15 protein-coding genes are annotated in these 16,255 nt (G+C 56.6%); 13 read left to right on the forward strand and 2 right to left on the reverse strand.

Annotated features, from left to right (window positions below):
- Positions 1 to 2: 2 nt before the first annotated feature.
- Together BUB13_RS06505 and BUB13_RS06510 are read right to left on the reverse strand one after the other, a co-directional pair.
- Complete coding sequence (locus BUB13_RS06505) at positions 3 to 860, reverse strand: HDOD domain-containing protein (protein ID WP_072906973.1); 858 nt, start codon at positions 858 to 860, stop codon at positions 3 to 5.
- Positions 861 to 886: 26 nt separating this feature from the next.
- Positions 887 to 1,924, reverse strand: coding sequence for a threonine aldolase family protein (locus BUB13_RS06510; RefSeq protein ID WP_244151837.1), 1,038 nt, complete (start codon positions 1,922 to 1,924; stop codon positions 887 to 889).
- Positions 1,925 to 2,226: 302 nt separating this feature from the next.
- On the opposite strand from BUB13_RS06510, the gene BUB13_RS06515 reads away from it, so the two are divergent.
- From BUB13_RS06515 to BUB13_RS19345, 13 genes are all read left to right on the forward strand, one after another.
- The gene (locus tag BUB13_RS06515) at positions 2,227 to 3,039 is read left to right on the forward strand and encodes an ABC transporter ATP-binding protein (protein WP_072906977.1); all 813 of its coding nucleotides are present in this window, start codon (positions 2,227 to 2,229) and stop codon (positions 3,037 to 3,039) included.
- Complete coding sequence (locus BUB13_RS06520; RefSeq protein ID WP_072906979.1) at positions 3,039 to 4,946, forward strand: long-chain fatty acid--CoA ligase; 1,908 nt, start codon at positions 3,039 to 3,041, stop codon at positions 4,944 to 4,946. The genes BUB13_RS06515 and BUB13_RS06520 overlap by 1 nt, the downstream gene beginning before the upstream one ends.
- Positions 4,947 to 5,108: 162 nt before the next feature.
- Positions 5,109 to 6,002, forward strand: coding sequence for a branched-chain amino acid ABC transporter permease (locus BUB13_RS06525; RefSeq protein ID WP_072906981.1), 894 nt, complete (start codon positions 5,109 to 5,111; stop codon positions 6,000 to 6,002).
- Between the two features lie 6 nt (positions 6,003 to 6,008).
- A complete protein-coding gene (locus BUB13_RS06530) occupies positions 6,009 to 7,073 on the forward strand; it encodes a branched-chain amino acid ABC transporter permease (RefSeq protein WP_072906983.1) in 1,065 nt (354 codons plus the stop codon).
- A gap of 69 nt (positions 7,074 to 7,142) precedes the next feature.
- Positions 7,143 to 8,393, forward strand: coding sequence for an ABC transporter substrate-binding protein (locus BUB13_RS06535; protein ID WP_084091810.1), 1,251 nt, complete (start codon positions 7,143 to 7,145; stop codon positions 8,391 to 8,393).
- Between the two features lie 159 nt (positions 8,394 to 8,552).
- Positions 8,553 to 9,371, forward strand: a complete 819-nt coding sequence (locus BUB13_RS06540) for an ABC transporter ATP-binding protein (RefSeq protein ID WP_279625969.1) — start codon at positions 8,553 to 8,555, stop codon at positions 9,369 to 9,371.
- 49 nt (positions 9,372 to 9,420) lie between these two features.
- A complete protein-coding gene (locus tag BUB13_RS06545) occupies positions 9,421 to 9,750 on the forward strand; it encodes an endonuclease domain-containing protein (protein WP_072906985.1) in 330 nt (109 codons plus the stop codon).
- A gap of 118 nt (positions 9,751 to 9,868) precedes the next feature.
- Positions 9,869 to 11,113 carry a phenylacetate--CoA ligase family protein gene (locus BUB13_RS06550; protein ID WP_072906987.1) on the forward strand — a complete coding sequence of 415 codons (1,245 nt, stop codon included), beginning with the start codon at positions 9,869 to 9,871 and terminating at the stop codon, positions 11,111 to 11,113.
- A gap of 67 nt (positions 11,114 to 11,180) precedes the next feature.
- Positions 11,181 to 11,759 (forward strand): helix-turn-helix domain-containing protein, encoded by a 579-nt coding sequence (locus BUB13_RS06555; protein WP_072906989.1) that lies wholly within the window; start codon positions 11,181 to 11,183, stop codon positions 11,757 to 11,759.
- A 9-nt stretch (positions 11,760 to 11,768) separates the two neighbouring features.
- The gene (locus BUB13_RS06560; RefSeq protein WP_072906991.1) at positions 11,769 to 13,460 is read left to right on the forward strand and encodes an AMP-binding protein; all 1,692 of its coding nucleotides are present in this window, start codon (positions 11,769 to 11,771) and stop codon (positions 13,458 to 13,460) included.
- Complete coding sequence (locus BUB13_RS06565) at positions 13,439 to 13,654, forward strand: 4Fe-4S dicluster domain-containing protein (RefSeq protein WP_072906993.1); 216 nt, start codon at positions 13,439 to 13,441, stop codon at positions 13,652 to 13,654. The genes BUB13_RS06560 and BUB13_RS06565 overlap by 22 nt, the downstream gene beginning before the upstream one ends.
- Positions 13,655 to 13,795: 141 nt before the next feature.
- Positions 13,796 to 14,845 (forward strand): 3-methyl-2-oxobutanoate dehydrogenase subunit VorB, encoded by a 1,050-nt coding sequence (gene vorB, locus BUB13_RS06570; RefSeq protein ID WP_072906995.1) that lies wholly within the window; start codon positions 13,796 to 13,798, stop codon positions 14,843 to 14,845.
- A complete protein-coding gene (locus BUB13_RS19345) occupies positions 14,846 to 16,255 on the forward strand; it encodes a 2-oxoacid:acceptor oxidoreductase family protein (RefSeq protein ID WP_072906998.1) in 1,410 nt (469 codons plus the stop codon).

Raw genomic sequence — 16,255 nt, forward strand, 5'->3', positions numbered from 1 at the left:
GATCAGGAAAGGAAAAGTGTACGTTCTTTGACGAACTCAGAGTAAAACTTGTCGAGCATCTCATCGACGACCATCATGTTGGCTTCCAACGCCAGCGTCCCTCTGTTCATCGACAGGTCGGTTTCATCATCAGAGCCAGCGCAGCCGATACCGTAAAAGCGACAGAAGTCACTCGCCATGGCGAGCACAGCGCAGAGCGTGAAAGCTTCTGGATCTTTTTCACGCAAGCTTTCAAATTCGTGATGGTGCAGGGTCGCTTTAACGATCACCTTCGGATAATCCCAGTAATCCAGCAACGCCGCTCCGACCAGCTCATGCGAATAGGCAAACAGGCCGCGCTCGACATCACGCAGACTGCCGAGGCCAGAATCAGCGATACGCATCACTTCTTTGTAGAGATCCTTATCCCGGTTCACCATCACCACTTTGCCGATGTGATGCTGCAGACCACAAAGATAGGCTTCGCTCGGGTCGATATCGGTGATCCGGCCTGCGATCATACGACAGGCAACGGCACTACCGATTGAGCCCTCCCACAGCCGTCTCTCCAGCAAGCCATAGGTTTTGTGCGCGCCGCGCAGACTGCACTCCATCGCCAGGTTTTTCAGGACATCTTCACCGATAACGATGATCGCCCGATCGACAGAGTTGATCTGCTTCTGCTGGTCGTAAAATGCTGAGTTGGCCATCCGCAGCAGACGCGCGGAGATCGCCGGGTCGAGGGAAACAGCATTGGCGAGATCTTTGATCCTCAGGTCGGGGTCACGCAGCAGATCAAGGATTTTCTGTGCCACGATCGGTGAGGGGGGCAGATCCCCCATGTTTTTGACGATGGTGTCGAAGTCGGTAAAGTTTCTCATTTATCTGCTTTTCAGCGACAGCCTGATTAAAGAGAGGCTGCGAGTTTTTTCAGTTCGGTCCCAAATTGCAGGATATCATCTTCCTTGCTCTGCCAGGAACACATAAAACGCGCATGACCAGAGCCGATGAAGGTATAAAAATGCCAGCCGGCAGCATGGAGCGCCTCGACCAGAGTTTCAGGCATCTGCACAAAAACAGCGTTGGCCTGCACCTGGTGCATCAGTGTGACACCGTCGACGTTGAGCAACTGTTCGGCCAGCAACTTGGCGCATTTGTTGGCGTGCGCGGCATTTTTCAGCAAGGTCCCCTGCTCCAGCATGCCGACCCAGGGTGCCGCCAGGTAACGCATCTTCGAAGCCAGCTGCCCCGCCTGCTTGCAGCGATAGTCGAACTCCTCGGCCAATGATTTGTCGAAAAAGACGACCGCTTCGCCAACCGGCATGCCGTTTTTGGTCCCGCCAAACGTCAGCACATCGACACCGGCCTTCCAAGTCAATTCAGCTGCCGGAACCCCGAGCGTCGCCAGCGCATTAGAGAACCGTGCACCATCCATATGCAGTTTCAGCTGATGATGTTTCGCCAGTTCGCCAACAGCCTGCAGTTCATCAATCGAGTAGACCGTCCCCAACTCTGTCGCCTGGGTGATGGAAAGCACCTTCGGTTTGGGGTAATGGATATCGCTACGCCGCTCAACCGTATGGGTGACTGCTGCTGGATCAATCTTGCCCTCATCCCCGCCAACCAGCAGAACCTTGGTGCCGTTGGAGAAGAATTCGACAGCCCCGCACTCGTCCGTTTCAACGTGAGCCATGTCGTGGCAGATTATGCTGTGGTAGGAGCGGCAGAGTGATGCCAACGCCAGAGAATTGGCCGCAGTGCCGTTGAAAGCAAAAAACACTTGGCAATCGGTCTCGAAAAAATCGCGCAGTGCATCGCAGGCCTTTGCCGTCCAGATGTCATCTCCGTAAGAGTTGGCGTAACCGTCGTTCGCAACCATCATCGCCTGCCAGGCCTCCGGGCAGACACCACTGTAGTTGTCGCTGGCAAACATGTTCTTGTCCATGGGCAGATCCTCCATTAGCGCAACATAACAAAGCGTCACTCTTGGGTATACTAAAAAAACCGGAGGCGAAAACCAAAGACAATAATCGGTCTACTCTAATCAAATCGGGCAGGTGCAGAGAAAGCCTTAAAAAATCCTTTTTTGATTATATCAAACAATAGATTGAACCCATAAAACGGCGTTATAAAGCCCTTGATGAGAATCTGATGCGCTGATATTATGGCCGCTCTTTTTTAGCCTGATCAAACTCAGGTTGGACACTACTGTCTTTTTCTGCACTGTTTTTGAAGGACGAAACATTCATGCCCTCGGCACAAACACTACTTCAGGTTGACGATATTTCCCTTTCCTTCGGCGGCGTCAAAGCCCTGCAGGGAGTCAGCTTCGATGTCAAAGCAGGGGAATTGTTTTCGATTATCGGACCTAACGGCGCTGGCAAAACCTCGATGCTCAACTGCGTCTCCGGCCGCTACCACCCCCAGGTCGGCAGCATCCGTTTCCGCGAGAAAGAAATCACCCGGCTCAAACCGAACCAGCGTTGCAACCTCGGCATCGGCCGGACCTTTCAGAACCTGGCCTTGTTCAATCACATGTCGGTCCTCGACAACATCATGGTCGGACGGCATCACCTGCTGAAGAACAACTTCCTCACCGGTGGACTCTACTGGTTGACCGGCGCGCGCAAGGAGGAACTGGAGCATCGCCGCCAGGTCGAGGAGATCATCGACTTTCTCGAGATCGCTCATATCCGTAAAGCGCAGGCGGGTACCCTCTCCTACGGTCTGCGCAAGCGGGTCGAACTGGCCCGCGCCGTCGCTCTCAAACCGGACCTGATCCTGCTCGACGAGCCGATGGCCGGGATGAACCACGAAGAGAAAGAGGACATGGCCCGTTACATCATCGACCTCAACGAAGAGTGGGGGATGACAGTGGTGATGATTGAACACGACATGGGCGTGGTCATGGACCTGTCCCACCGGGTGATGGTGCTCGACTTCGGCAAGAAGATCGCCGCCGGACTACCGGATGAAATCATGGCCAACGCGACGGTGAAAAAAGCCTACCTCGGTGAAGAGGATGACGACCTCGTCGATAGTGAAGGAGAGGTCGCCTGATGACACATCACCATCCCGACATTAGCGTCTACGATACCTTTCCCAAGCTGCTCGCCTACAACGCCGAGCAGTATCCGAACGACATCGCCATACGCGAAAAAGCCTTCGGCATCTGGAAACAGTTGACCTGGACTGATTACAATGAACTGGTCCGCAATATGGCCCTCGGCCTGCAGTCCCTCGGCCTCAGCCGCGGCGATTCCGCCGGACTTATCGGTGACAACCGGCCGGAGTGGGTCGCCGGCGAAATCGCAGTCCACGCCGTCGGCGGCATGATCTTCGGTATCTACCAGGATTCGCTCAACGACGAGGTTGCCTACCTGATCAACTACGCCGGTGCGAAGGTCATCCTCGCCGAAGATGAAGAGCAGGTCGACAAGGTGCTGGAGATCACCGAGCAGTGCCCCTGCGTCGAGCACATCATCTACAGCGATCCGCGCGGCATGCGCAAGTATGATGATCCGCGTCTGATGCCGCTGGAAGAACTGCTGAAGCTGGGAGCTGAGCTGCACGAAAAAGAACCAAACACCTACAGCGAGATGATCGCCGTCGGCAAAGGCGATGATGTCGCCATTCTCTGCCCGACCTCCGGCACCACCAGCAAACCGAAGCTGGCGATGCTGCAGGCCGGTGCTCTGCTCGACCACTGCGTTTACTACCTGCAGGCCGACTCACGCCAACCGGGTGACAACTACGTCTCGGTGCTACCGCTGCCCTGGATCATGGAGCAGGTCTACGCCGTCTGTCAGGCGCTGATGGTGCGGCTGATCGTCAACTTCGTCGAAGAACCGGAAACCCAGATGGACGATCTGCGCGAGATCGGCCCGCACTTTGTGCTGCTGGCGCCGCGGGTCTGGGAATCGCTGGCTGCCGACGTGCAGGCGCGGATGATGGACGCCTCCCCGTTCAAACGCAAAATCTATGATTTCTGTATCAAGCGCGCCATCAACAGCTTCAAGAAAACCGGAAAACCGTCGAAGCTGGCTTACTGGCTGATCTTCAAACCGCTGAAAGACCGGCTCGGCTTCAGCCGCCTGCGCTCGGCAGCGACCGGCGGGGCGGCACTGGGACCGGATACCTTCAAGTTTTTTCTTTCGATGGGTGTGCCGCTGCGGCAGATCTACGGCCAGACCGAACTGGCTGGCGCTTACACCATCCACGCCGCCGATGACGTCGATTACGACAGCGTCGGCGTGCCCTTCGAAAAGAGCGATATCCGCATCGACAACCCGGATGAAAATGGTGTTGGCGAGATCATCGCCCGTAACCCGGGAATGTTCTGCGGCTATTACAAAAACGAGGAAGCGAGCAAAGAATCGCTCGATGAGGACGGCTGGATGGCGACCGGCGACGCCGGTTACTTCAAAAAAGAGAACGGCCACCTGGTGGTCATCGACCGGATCAGCGATATCGCCGTCACCGCTTGCGGCAACCGTTTCTCGCCGCAGTTCATCGAAAACAAGCTGAAGTTTTCGCCCTTTATTGCCGAGGTTGTTGTCCTCGGCCACGGACGGGAATTCCTCACCGCGATGATCTGCATCCGCTTCGACATCGTCGCCAAGTGGGCCGAGAAGCGCGGCATCGCCTTCACCAACTACATCAACCTGTCAGCACAGGATGAAGTCTACGAGCGGATTCAACGCGAGGTCGAAGCAGTTAACGCCACCCTGCCGGAAGCGCACCAGATCAAAAAGTTCCTGCTGCTCTACAAGCAGCTCGACGCCGACGATGGTGAACTGACCCGAACCCGCAAGGTCCGCCGCGGCGTGATCCGCGAAGTCTATAGCGACATCATAGAGGGGCTTTACAGTCTGGAGTCACAAATCCCGGTCGATACCATCATTACATTTCAGGATGGTACGACTTCGAGGGTGCAGACAAACTTGCGGGTGGTGGAGTTGCAATAAAACTCTGCACAGCAGGTGAGTTAATTCCTTCTCCCCAGGGGAGAAGGTGCCGAAGGCGGATGAGGGGGATTTTACAGAACGTCGCCCCTCACCCCAACCCTCTCCCAGTGGGAGAGGGAGCAAACGCAACAACCGTGGCAAACACCACGCTGGAGATATTAAATGAACACTGAACTGCTCATGCAACTGGTCGTCAACGGCCTGATCGTCGGCACCCTCTACGGGGTGGTGGCGATGTGCTTCGTGCTGATCTACAAATCAACCCGGGTGGTCAACTTCGCCCAAGGCGAATTCCTCTTGATCGGTGCCTGGACCTGCTGGTGGCTGTTGATGAAATTCGAGCTGCCCTTCTGGTTCGGCTTCCCGCTGACACTGGCCTTTATGGTGGTCTTCGGTATCGCCCTGCAGGTGATCGTACTGCGGCCGATGATCGGTGAACCGATCATCTCGGTGATCATGGTCACCATCGGCCTGTCGATCTTCTTCCAGGCGCTGATGGGCCTGCTGTTCGGCCACGAGACTAAGTCCTTCCCGCAGGTGTTCGAGACCACCAGCGTCAACATTTTGGGCATGCAGGTGCAGTCGGCCTATATCCTCAGTATGGTCATTTCGGTGCTGGTCATGGTCGCCTTCTACTACTTCTTTAAATATTCCCGCACCGGTCTGGCGATGCGCGCGACCGCTTTCGACCAGCAGGTAGCACAGAGTCTCGGCATCTCGGTCAAGCATGTCTTCGCCGCTGCCTGGGCAATCTCAGCGGTCGTCTCGGCACTGGCCGGCATCGTTATCGGCATGGTCAACGGTGTTTCTTCGGCGCTGTCTTTTTTCGGCATCAAGGTCTTTCCGGTGGTCATCCTCGGCGGCCTCGATTCGATCGTCGGCTCGGTCATCGGCGGGCTGATCATCGGCGTACTGGAGAACGTCGCTGAATTCGCCGACAGCCAGTGGCTACATATCGGCAACCTCTACGTGATCGCACCATTTTATGCCCTGATTATTATCCTGATGATCAAGCCGTACGGCCTGTTCGGCACCAAGGATATCGAAAGGATTTAATGCTCCATGTCTCTCGGTAGTTCCATGCGTCCGTGCGGCGATTACCGCACCACCTACGCATCTGATATGACGATTTTCGCCACGCCGGTGACGCGCTACATTACGCTCGCTTTTATCGCGCTGCTGTTTCTGGTGCCTTTCGTCGGTAGTCCTTATGTGCTGAACCTGATGATCCAGATCGGCTATTACGGTATCGCTGCGCTCGGCCTGAACCTGGTGGTCGGCTTCACCGGGCAGATTTCCCTCGGCCACTCCGCTTTCTTCGGTTTCGGCGCTTTTGCCTCGGCCTGGCTGAGCAATTCCTTTGGCGTCCCGGTCTTCTTCGCTATTCCGCTGGCTGGCGTTCTGACCATGCTGGTCGGTCTGCTGGTCGGCATCCCGGCTGGCCGGATTAAAGGGCTTTACCTGGCGATCGCAACCTTGGCCTCGCAGTTCATCCTGGAAGATTTCTTCGCCCGTGCCGGCTGGTTCACCGGCGGATCTGCTGGCGCCATGACCGAGTACCTGACCATCTTCGGCTTCAGCTTCGACACCGATCAGTCCTACTACTATGTGGTGCTGATTTACGTGGTGCTGATCTTCACCTTCACCTCCAACCTGATCCGCTCCCGTGACGGACGGGCACTGGTGGCGGTGCGCGATCATTACCTGTCGGCGGAAATCATGGGCATCAACCTGACCTGGTACCGGGTCATGTCTTTCGGCCTGTCAGCCCTCTACGCCGGAATCGGCGGCGCCCTGTTCGGCCATTATCTCGGCTTCGTCTCTGCCGAGGGCTTCACCATCATCCTCTCGATCCAGTTCCTGGCGATGATCATCATCGGCGGTCTCGGCTCGATCTATGGCACCATCCTCGGCACCATCTTCATGGTGCTGCTGCCGGAGCTGATGGAGTGGAGCGTCAACCTGTTCAGCGGCTCCTACCCTGATCTGGTGCAGTCGTTGGCCTACATCAAGGAGATGGCGATCGGCCTGGCGATCATACTGTTTCTTATTTTCGAGCCGGAAGGTCTGGCCCACCGCTGGCAGCGGATCAAGGCCTACTGGAAGCTCTACCCGTTCTCATATTGATTATTTATTGGACATGGAAATCCGCTTAGCACTGTTTTAGAGAGTTCACAAACAAACGAGGAGGAAAAGATGAGTAAAAGATGGTTCAGAAATATCTGCATCATGTTGGTCATGGCCGCATTTTCCGCTGGCACTGCCTTGGCAGCCGGTACTGTTTCCGTCGGCCACTTGACCGACTTCACCGGCCCAACCGGCGGCGTCGGCGCACACTACGGCCCCGGCGTCATTGATGCCCTCAACTACGCTAACGCCAACGGCGGCGTCAACGGCAAAAAGATCGAGTTCGAAACCGTCGACTACTCTTATAAGGCGGACCGTGCGGTCGCCACTTACAAGAAATGGAAGTCGGGACTCAAGCCAATCGTCATCCAGGGCTGGGGCACCGCCGACACCGAAGCGCTGGTCCGTTTCATCGCACGCGACAAAGTGACCTACATCTCGGCATCCTATTCCGGTCACCTGACCGACCCGGAAGGCAAATCGCCTCGGAGCAAAAACAAAGCGCCGTACAACTTCTTCTACGGCCCATCCTACTCCGACGGCTGCCGTGGTTTGGTCCAATGGGCAGCTGAGGACTGGAAAGCCAAAGGCGGCGAAGGCAAGCCGAAGTTTACCCACATGGGCGACAACCACCCTTACCCGAACGCCCCGAAAGATGCCTGCGGTGCCTACGCGGAAGAGCTCGGTTTCGAAATTATGCAACCGATCGTTTATTCGATGAAACCAGCCGACACCAAAGCCCAGTGCCTGACACTGAAAGATTCTGGTTCTAACTATGCCTTCCTTGGCAACACCTCCGGCTCCAACATTTCGCTGATTAAATCCTGCGACACTGTCGGCGTCGAAACTCAGTTCCTCGCCAACATCTGGGGCTGGGACGAAAACGGCATCAATGCAGCGCAGGCAGCCGGTGACGGCGTAGCCTGGGTTGTTGGTGGCACCCCGTGGAAAGCCGGTGCCAGCGACAATAAGGTGATGAAAGCGATCTCCGACATGTCAGCTAAGAGTGCTGACGAGTATCGTGGCCTGCACTATGTGCGCGGCGTCTGCTCGACCATGTTCATGGTCGACGCCATGAAGATGGCTGACAAAGCCGGCGAGTTGAACGGCCCCGGCATCAAGAAGGCGATGGAAAGCATGCAGAGCTACGTCCCGGAAGGTCTCGAAGGCGTCTGCCTGCCATCAACCTGGACCAGCGAAGACCATCGCGGGACCACCTTGGTATCGGTCTATAAAAGCGAGTTCAACGGTGGTGATTTCAAGATGAACAAACAAACCACCGTGGAAGTGCCGCGCCGCCCGGAATGGCTGGGTTGGTAAAAGGTGCGTAATCAAAACCCTCTCCCCAGGGGAGAGGGTGGCGCAAAGCGCCGGGGGAGGGGAAAGGTTCTGCGACAACCACCCCTCATCCGCCCTGTCGGGCACCTTCTCCCAATGGGAGAAGGGACACATTGATCAACATTTCGACCGGAGAAGCTGGTGAGTCACACTGCAACACAATCTGAGGCCGCTGAACCTTTGTTGACCCTCAATAACATCGAGGTCGTCTACGATGAAGTTATCCTGGTGCTGCGCGGAGTCAGCCTCGAAGTACCGAAGGGGGAGATCGTCACCCTGCTCGGCCCAAACGGTGCCGGCAAATCGACCACTTTGAAAGCGATCTCCGGCCTTCTCGGCACCGAGGACGGCAAAGTCACCCGCGGCAGCGTCCAGTTTATGGGCGAAGACATCGCCAACAGCGCCCCGGAGCAGATCGTCCGCCAGGGAATCTTCCAAGTCATGGAAGGCCGCCGCATCATCGGCGACATGACTGTACACGAAAACCTGCGGCTGGGCGCTTACACGCGTAAAGACAAAGAGATCAACAGCGACATCGAAATGGTCTACAACTACTTCCCACGGTTGAAAGAGCGGACTGGCCTGGCCGGCTACCTCTCCGGCGGGGAGCAGCAGATGCTCGCCATCGGCCGGGCGATGATGGCGCGCCCGAAGCTGATGCTGCTGGACGAACCCTCTATGGGCCTTTCGCCACTGCTGGTCAAAGAGGTTTTCAACATCATCCAGACCATCAACCGTGAGCAGGGTATCACCATGCTGTTGGTTGAGCAGAACGCCAACATCGCGCTGAAACACGCGACCTACGGTTACGTCATGGAGTCGGGCAAGATCGTCATGGACGGGACTCGCGACGAACTGATGAACAACGAAGACATCAAGCAGTTCTACCTCGGCGGCGGCGAGGAACGACGCTCCTTCAAAAATCTCAAGTCGTACAAACGCCGTAAGCGTTGGCTTTAAAAGAGTCCCCTCTCCCCAGGGGAGAGGGTTAGGGTGAGGGGGATTTTCATTGGCAGTTCCATCTAATCTGCTTATTTTTGCCAGAGAACTGCGGAAACAACAAACAGACGCAGAAACTTTGCTCTGGCAATTACTTAGAGGACGACGTCTCGGCGGATTCAAATTTCGCAGACAACACCCGCTGGCAGGATATATTCTCGATTTTTACTGCCGCGAAGCTGCGTTGGCCATCGAGTTGGATGGCGGTGGGCATAATGAGAATGAGCAACATGCATATGATGAAGAACGCACGCACATTCTGGAGGGTGCGGGCATTGAAGTTCTCAATGCAACTGAAGATATTTTGGAAGTTTTGTACTCACATTTAAATAAAAGCTGAAAAACAAAGGCCCCCTCATCCGGCCTACGGCCACCTTCTCCCCTAGGGAGAAGGCACACAGCGATCCCCTCTCCTTGGGGAGAGGGCTAGGGTGAGGGGGTATTTTAGGAGTTCCCCCATGTCACAATTCTACGACGCTTTGGAAACCCGCAGCGCTCAGGAAAGAGAAGAGCAACAGTTCGCCCAGCTGGCTGAAACCATCAATCAGGCCATTGAGCAATCCCCATACTACAAAGAGCTGCTGGCCGACTTCGCCGATCTGAAACAGATTGATGCCGAAACTCTGGCCAAACTGCCTCTAACCCGCAAGAGCGAGCTGCAGAAGTTGCAGCAGGAGCACCCTCCTTTCGGCGGCCTCGCCAACTTGTCTCCGCCGAAATTAAAGCGCCTGTTCGCCTCGTCGGGGCCGATCTATGAACCGCAAACCAGCGGCGAAGACGGCTGGCGCTTTGCTCGCGCCCTGTATGCTGCAGGCCTCCGTTCAGGCGAATTGCTGTACAACTGTTTTTCCTATCACTTTACCCCAGCCGGGGCGATGGCCGAGAGCGGTGCCTTTGCCCTCGACTGTGCCGTATTCCCCGCCGGAATCGGCCAGACTGAACTGCAGGCCCGCACCATCGCCGATCTGCGTCCCCAGGCCTATGTCGGCACCCCGTCATTTTTGAAGATCATTCTTGACAAGGGGGATGAGCTCGGGCTAGACCTTAGTTCGCTTTCTAAGGGGCTGGTATCGGGTGAATATTTCCCCCCGGCACTGCGCAAAGAATACGCAGATCGCGGGATCGAAGTGATGCAGTGTTACGCCACCGCAGACCTCGGCGTAATCGCTTACGAAACAGTTGCCGATCAAGGATTGATTGTTGATGAAGGGGTCATCGTTGAAATCGTTCGCCCCGGCACCGGAGATCTCGTTGCTGACGGTGAGGTCGGTGAAGTGGTTGTAACCTGCCTGAACTCAGACTATCCGCTGATCCGCTTTGCGACCGGTGATCTTTCTGCGTTCATAACGGAACCGAGCCCTTGCGGACGGACCAACCGCCGCCTCAAAGGCTGGATGGGCCGTGCCGACCAATCGGCCAAGCTCAGAGCATTATTTGTCTATCCCAGCCAGATCGCACAAGTGCTGGCACGACATAGCGAAGCCAGCAAAGGCAGGTTGGTGATAACACGCAACGACAAGGGCCTGGACGAAGCTTGTTTCCAGGTTGAGACAAGCAAACCCAGCCAGGAAGGTCTGGGCCAGGGACTGATCGACAGCTTTCAAAAAATCACCAGACTACGCGTCGATGTTTCCCTGTGCGAGCCGGGCTCTCTGGCGAATGACGGCATCGTAATCGATGACCAACGATCGATCGACGATTAATATGGCAACTTGATTTTCCAAAAAAGAAAATCTTATATCTATAAATTATCACCTTAAGGAGAAGGTCATGTCAGTGGAGAACAACATCGGGACCAAGGTCCGTCAACTGCGTGAAGCGAAAGAGATGAGCATCGAACAGCTGGCCGAGCAGAGCCAGTGTCACGCCGACCAGATCCGCCAGATCGAGGAAGGTGCGCTGGTCCCCTCGCTGACCCCGCTGATGGAACTCTCCCGCGCGCTGGGCGTCCGCCTCGGCACCTTCATGGACGATGACCCGGTCGAAGGCCCGGCAGTATTCGACAGCGCCGAGGCCCCCAACGTCATCCGCTTCTCCGGCAAAGACCCCAAGGCAACCAGTAGCAGCCTCGACTTTTACTCGATGGCGGCGAGTAAAAAAGATCGTCACATGGAGCCCTTCCTGATCGACGTCAAGCCACGCAGCGGCGACGCACCGCCGCTCTCCGGCCATGAAGGCGAAGAGTTCATCTACGTGCTCGAAGGCGCTATCCAGATCAACTACGGCCAAACCACCTACGAGTTGGAAGCGGGGCAGAGCATCTATTACGATTCGATCGTGCCACATGATGTCCACGCCAAAGGGGACCAGACCGCAAAGATCCTGGCCGTCGTCTACGTTCCGAGCTAGGAGTACGCCATGCCTTACACAAAAAAGACCATCGGCGCCTACTTCGAAGAGCAGGTCAAACGCCTGCCGGCGGAACAGGAGTTTATCGTCTATCCCGACCGCGACCTGCGCTGGACCTACAGCCAGTTCAACGAACGGGTCGACAACCTGGCCAAAGGCCTGCTGGCGACCGGGATCGGCAAAGGTGACCACGTCGGTATCTGGGCGACCAACGTGCCGGACTGGCTCACCTTCATGTTCGCCACCGCCAAAATCGGCGCAGTATTGGTCACCATCAACACCCAGTACCGCAGCTTTGAACTGGAATACGTCGTCAAGCAGGCCGATCTGGCGGCTCTGGTAATCATCGACAGCTTCCGCGACCACAGCTACCTCGACACCGTCAACGAGCTGATCCCGGAGCTGAAGACCTGTCAACGCGGGCGTCTTAAGAGCGAACGCTTCCCGGAGCTGCGCAGCGTCATCTTCATCGGCCAGGAGAAGCACCGCGGCATGTACAACACCCGCGAACTGCTGTTGCTCGGTAGCCAGTGCGGCGACGAGCGCTTCAACAAGGTCAAGGCTTCCCTCGACGCCCACGAAGTGGTCAACATGCAGTACACCTCCGGTACCACCGGGTTCCCCAAGGGGGTTATGCTCAGCCACTTCAACATTCTCAACAACGGTTACTACATCGGTGAACGACAGAAGTTCAGCTCGGTCGACCGGGTCTGCCTGCCGGTGCCACTGTTCCACTGTTTCGGCTGCGTTCTCGGTGTCATGGCGGCGCTGGGCCACGGTGCCACCCTGGTGCCGCTGGAGGGTTTCGACCCACTGCTGGTGCTGGCGGCGGTACAGAAAGAGAAGTGTACTGCGGTCTATGGCGTACCGACCATGTTCATCGCCGAACTGGCCCACCCGATGTTCGAGATGTTCGACATGAGTAGCCTGCGAACCGGAATCATGGCCGGCTCCCCCTGTCCGGAAGAGACGATGCGGCAGGTGATGGACAAGATGAACTGTACCGACATCACTATCGCTTACGGCTTGACCGAGGCCTCTCCAGTTATCACCCAGACCCGTACCGACGACACCGTTGCTCAGCGCACCGGTACCGTAGGCGCTGCATTGCCGGAGATCGAGGTCAAGCTTATTGACCCGGAAACAGGCGAAGAAGTCGGTGTTGGTCAGCCGGGCGAGCTCTGCTGCCGCGGCTACAACGTGATGAAGGGCTACTACAAGATGCCGGAGCGGACCAGTGAGGCGATTGACGCCGATGGTTGGCTGCACTCCGGTGACCAGGCCGAGGTTGATGAAGACGGTTACTACAAGATCACCGGCCGGATCAAGGATATGATCATCCGTGGTGGCGAAAACATCTACCCGCGCGAAATCGAGGAATTCCTCTACACCATGGAGGGTATTCTCGATGTCCAGGTGGTCGGCATCCCTGACCAGAAATACGGCGAAGTAGTCGGCGCCTTCATCATCAAGAAGGAAGGAGCCGACATCACTGAAGAGGATGTCATCGACTTCACCCGTGGAAAGATTGCCCCGTTCAAAAAGCCGAAGCATGTCATCTTTGTCGATGCCTATCCGATGACCGCGAGCGGCAAAATTCAGAAATACAAACTGCGTGAAATGGCCACAGAACAACTTGAAATTGATACCACCGTGTTCGACTCCGAGAAGGAAAGCAAATGTCCGATAAACCAAAGGTAATTATCCACGAAGACCTGTGCAAGGCCTGCGGCCTGTGCATCATCCACTGTCCCAAGGATATTCTGGAAGCATCCGACAAGATCAACGAGCTTGGTTACCCGACGACTGTGGTTGCCAAAGAAGGCTGCATCGGCTGCGCCAACTGCTACCTGATCTGCCCGGAGCCGGGTGCGATTACGGTGATTAAACCTTAAAGTTATCCCTTCTCCCACTGGGAGAAGGTGGCCGAAGGCCGGATGAGGGGAATTCTACTAAACGGAAAAGCCCCCTCACCCTAGCCCTCTCCCCAAGGGAGAGGGAATAAAGTTTGTACTATTTAACAGGAGTATCTAGTTGTGAAGAAACTAGTTAAAGGTAACGAAGCGGTCGTGATCGGCGCCCTCGTCGCCGGTTGTGACGCCTACTACGGCTACCCGATCACCCCGGCGAGCGAGATCGCTCATGCTGCCAGCGAGTATTTTCTGCCACTGAATAAGGTTTTTGTCCAGGCCGAGTGTGAAATCGGCGCGGTCAATATGGTCTTCGGTGCGGCGTCCTCCGGCCAGCGCGTGATGACCGCCAGCTCCGGCCCCGGCATCAGCCTGAAGATGGAGGGCATCTCCTACCTCGCCGGTGCTGAGCTGCCAAGCGTTATCGTCGACGTCCAGCGCGTCGGACCGGGCCTCGGCAACATTGGTCCGGAGCAGAGCGACTACTTTCAGGTGGTCAAAGGCGGCGGCCACGGCGACTACCGCGCTATTGTCCTGGCGCCGGCTTCAGTCGAAGAGACCTATCACATGGCGATCAAAGCCTTCGATCTGGCCGACAAGTGGCGCAGTCCGGTGTTCATCCTGACCGACGCGACTCTGGGACAGATGATGGAGCCGATCGACATCAAGGAAGAGCCGACCCACCGCAGCGACAAGCCGTGGGCGCTCGACACCACCCCGGAGTCCAACGACAACCTGGTGACCTCGATCTACCTCGACTTCGACGACATGGAAGAGCACATCAACAAGCTGCACGCCAAGTACGCCAAGATCACCGAGGAAGAAGCTCAAGCCGAAATCTACGGTGCCGACGTGCCCGACATTGTGCTGACCGGTTACGGCATCACCGGCCGCATGCTGCGCAGCGTCGTCGACAAGCTGAACGAGATCGGCATCGACGCGGCCCTGATCCGGCCACAGACCCTCTGGCCGTTCCCGAGCAAAACCTATCAGGAGATCGTCAAACCGGGCGTACCGGTGCTGTCAGTCGAATTGAGCTGCGGCCAGTTTGTTGAAGATGTCCGCCTCTCCTTACCAGGACATAAAGTCACTCACTACGGTCGGGTTGGTGGCAACCTGCCGGAGCTCGACGAACTGGTAGCGCAAGCTGAAAAATGTGTTCAGGAGGCAAAGTAAATGACTAAAGTCTATGAAAAATCACCGGCCTTCTTCGACACGTTCACCCGCAAGCCGAGCATGCAGAAAACCACCCACTACTGCCCCGGCTGTGGCCACGGCACGTTGAACAAAATCATCGCCGACCTGATCGCCGAGCTCGGCATCCAGGACCAGACCATCTTCGTTGGCCCGGTCGGCTGCGGAGTCTTTATCTACTATTACTACGAGAGCGCCAGTGTCTCCGCTCCGCACGGTCGCGCTTCGGCAGTCGCAACTGGCGTCAGTCGCGCCAACCCCGACAGCGTCACCATCTCCTACCAGGGGGACGGCGACCTGGCGGCGATCGGTACCAGCAACGCGATCCATGCCGCCAACCGTGGCGAGAACATGATCGTCTTCTTCGTCAACAACAACATCTACGGCATGACCGGCGGCCAGCTGGCCCCGACCACCCTGATCGACCAGACTTCGACCACCTCGCCGTCCGGCCGCAGCATCCTCAACGACGGCTTTCCGCTGCGCATGGCGGAGATGGTCGCAGGGCTTGAAGCACCAGTGCTCTCGGCGCGGGTCGCAGTCAACACGCCCAAAAACGTCCGTCAGGCGATCAAGGTGATCCGCAAAGGTCTGGAAGCCCAGCGCGACAAGAAAGGTTACGCTTTCATCGAAGTTCTATCCCAGTGCCCGACCAACTGGAAAAAAGATCCGAAAGAAGCCTGCGAATGGATCGACGATGTCGTCTGCCAGCAGTACCCGCTCGGCGTAATGAAAGATATCGTCGAGGAGCACCCCAGCCAGAAACGCAAGTGCGAACGCGTCGAGTTCGATGCCATCGCTGAACAGCTGAACCTGACCACCAGCGATGAAAACGGTTTCCAGCCGATCGAACTGATCGAAGATGAAGTCCGCTTCAAGTTTGCCGGCTTCGGCGGACAGGGCATCCTCTCTTTGGGGATGATGGTCTCGCAGCTGTCGATGGAGCGCCACATGGAAGTCACCTGGCTGCCCTCCTACGGCCCGGAGATGCGCGGTGGTGTGGCCAACTGCTCCGTAGTGGTCAGCAAGGAAGCCATCGGCAGCCCGGTTGTCGATCAGCCAAACGTGCTGGTCGCACTGAACCGCCCGTCACTGGAAAAGTTCGGCCCGTTGGTGCCGGAAGATGGCCTGATCATTTATAACAGTTCGCTGGTCGATACCGTGCCGGAGAATCTCAAGGGCAAGGTTTACGCTCTGCCGGCCACCGACCTTGCGTCGGAAGCAGGCAACGTTAAAGCCGCTAACGTCGTCGTTCTCGGCTTCGTTGCACAAAAGACCGGTATGTTCAGCCAGGCTGATCTGGAAACATTCCTTGCCGAAACTTTCAAAAAACCGGCCCTGCTGGAATTGAACCTGAAAGCAGTCAAGGCAGGCTGGTCAGCAGCAGAATAA

Source organism: Malonomonas rubra DSM 5091 (genome assembly GCF_900142125.1).
GTDB classification, from domain to species: domain Bacteria; phylum Desulfobacterota; class Desulfuromonadia; order Desulfuromonadales; family Geopsychrobacteraceae; genus Malonomonas; species Malonomonas rubra.

Coding starts and splice junctions, on each gene's coding strand:
- BUB13_RS06530 (WP_072906983.1), top strand. CDS start 6,009: ATGTCTCTCGGTAGTTCCATGCGTCCGTGCGGCGATTACCGCACCACC.
- BUB13_RS06510 (WP_244151837.1), bottom strand. CDS start 1,924: ATGGACAAGAACATGTTTGCCAGCGACAACTACAGTGGTGTCTGCCCG.
- BUB13_RS06555 (WP_072906989.1), top strand. CDS start 11,181: ATGTCAGTGGAGAACAACATCGGGACCAAGGTCCGTCAACTGCGTGAA.
- BUB13_RS19345 (WP_072906998.1), top strand. CDS start 14,846: ATGACTAAAGTCTATGAAAAATCACCGGCCTTCTTCGACACGTTCACC.
- BUB13_RS06505 (WP_072906973.1), bottom strand. CDS start 860: ATGAGAAACTTTACCGACTTCGACACCATCGTCAAAAACATGGGGGAT.
- BUB13_RS06525 (WP_072906981.1), top strand. CDS start 5,109: ATGAACACTGAACTGCTCATGCAACTGGTCGTCAACGGCCTGATCGTC.
- BUB13_RS06550 (WP_072906987.1), top strand. CDS start 9,869: ATGTCACAATTCTACGACGCTTTGGAAACCCGCAGCGCTCAGGAAAGA.
- BUB13_RS06520 (WP_072906979.1), top strand. CDS start 3,039: ATGACACATCACCATCCCGACATTAGCGTCTACGATACCTTTCCCAAG.
- BUB13_RS06535 (WP_084091810.1), top strand. CDS start 7,143: ATGAGTAAAAGATGGTTCAGAAATATCTGCATCATGTTGGTCATGGCC.
- BUB13_RS06560 (WP_072906991.1), top strand. CDS start 11,769: ATGCCTTACACAAAAAAGACCATCGGCGCCTACTTCGAAGAGCAGGTC.
- BUB13_RS06515 (WP_072906977.1), top strand. CDS start 2,227: ATGCCCTCGGCACAAACACTACTTCAGGTTGACGATATTTCCCTTTCC.
- BUB13_RS06565 (WP_072906993.1), top strand. CDS start 13,439: ATGTCCGATAAACCAAAGGTAATTATCCACGAAGACCTGTGCAAGGCC.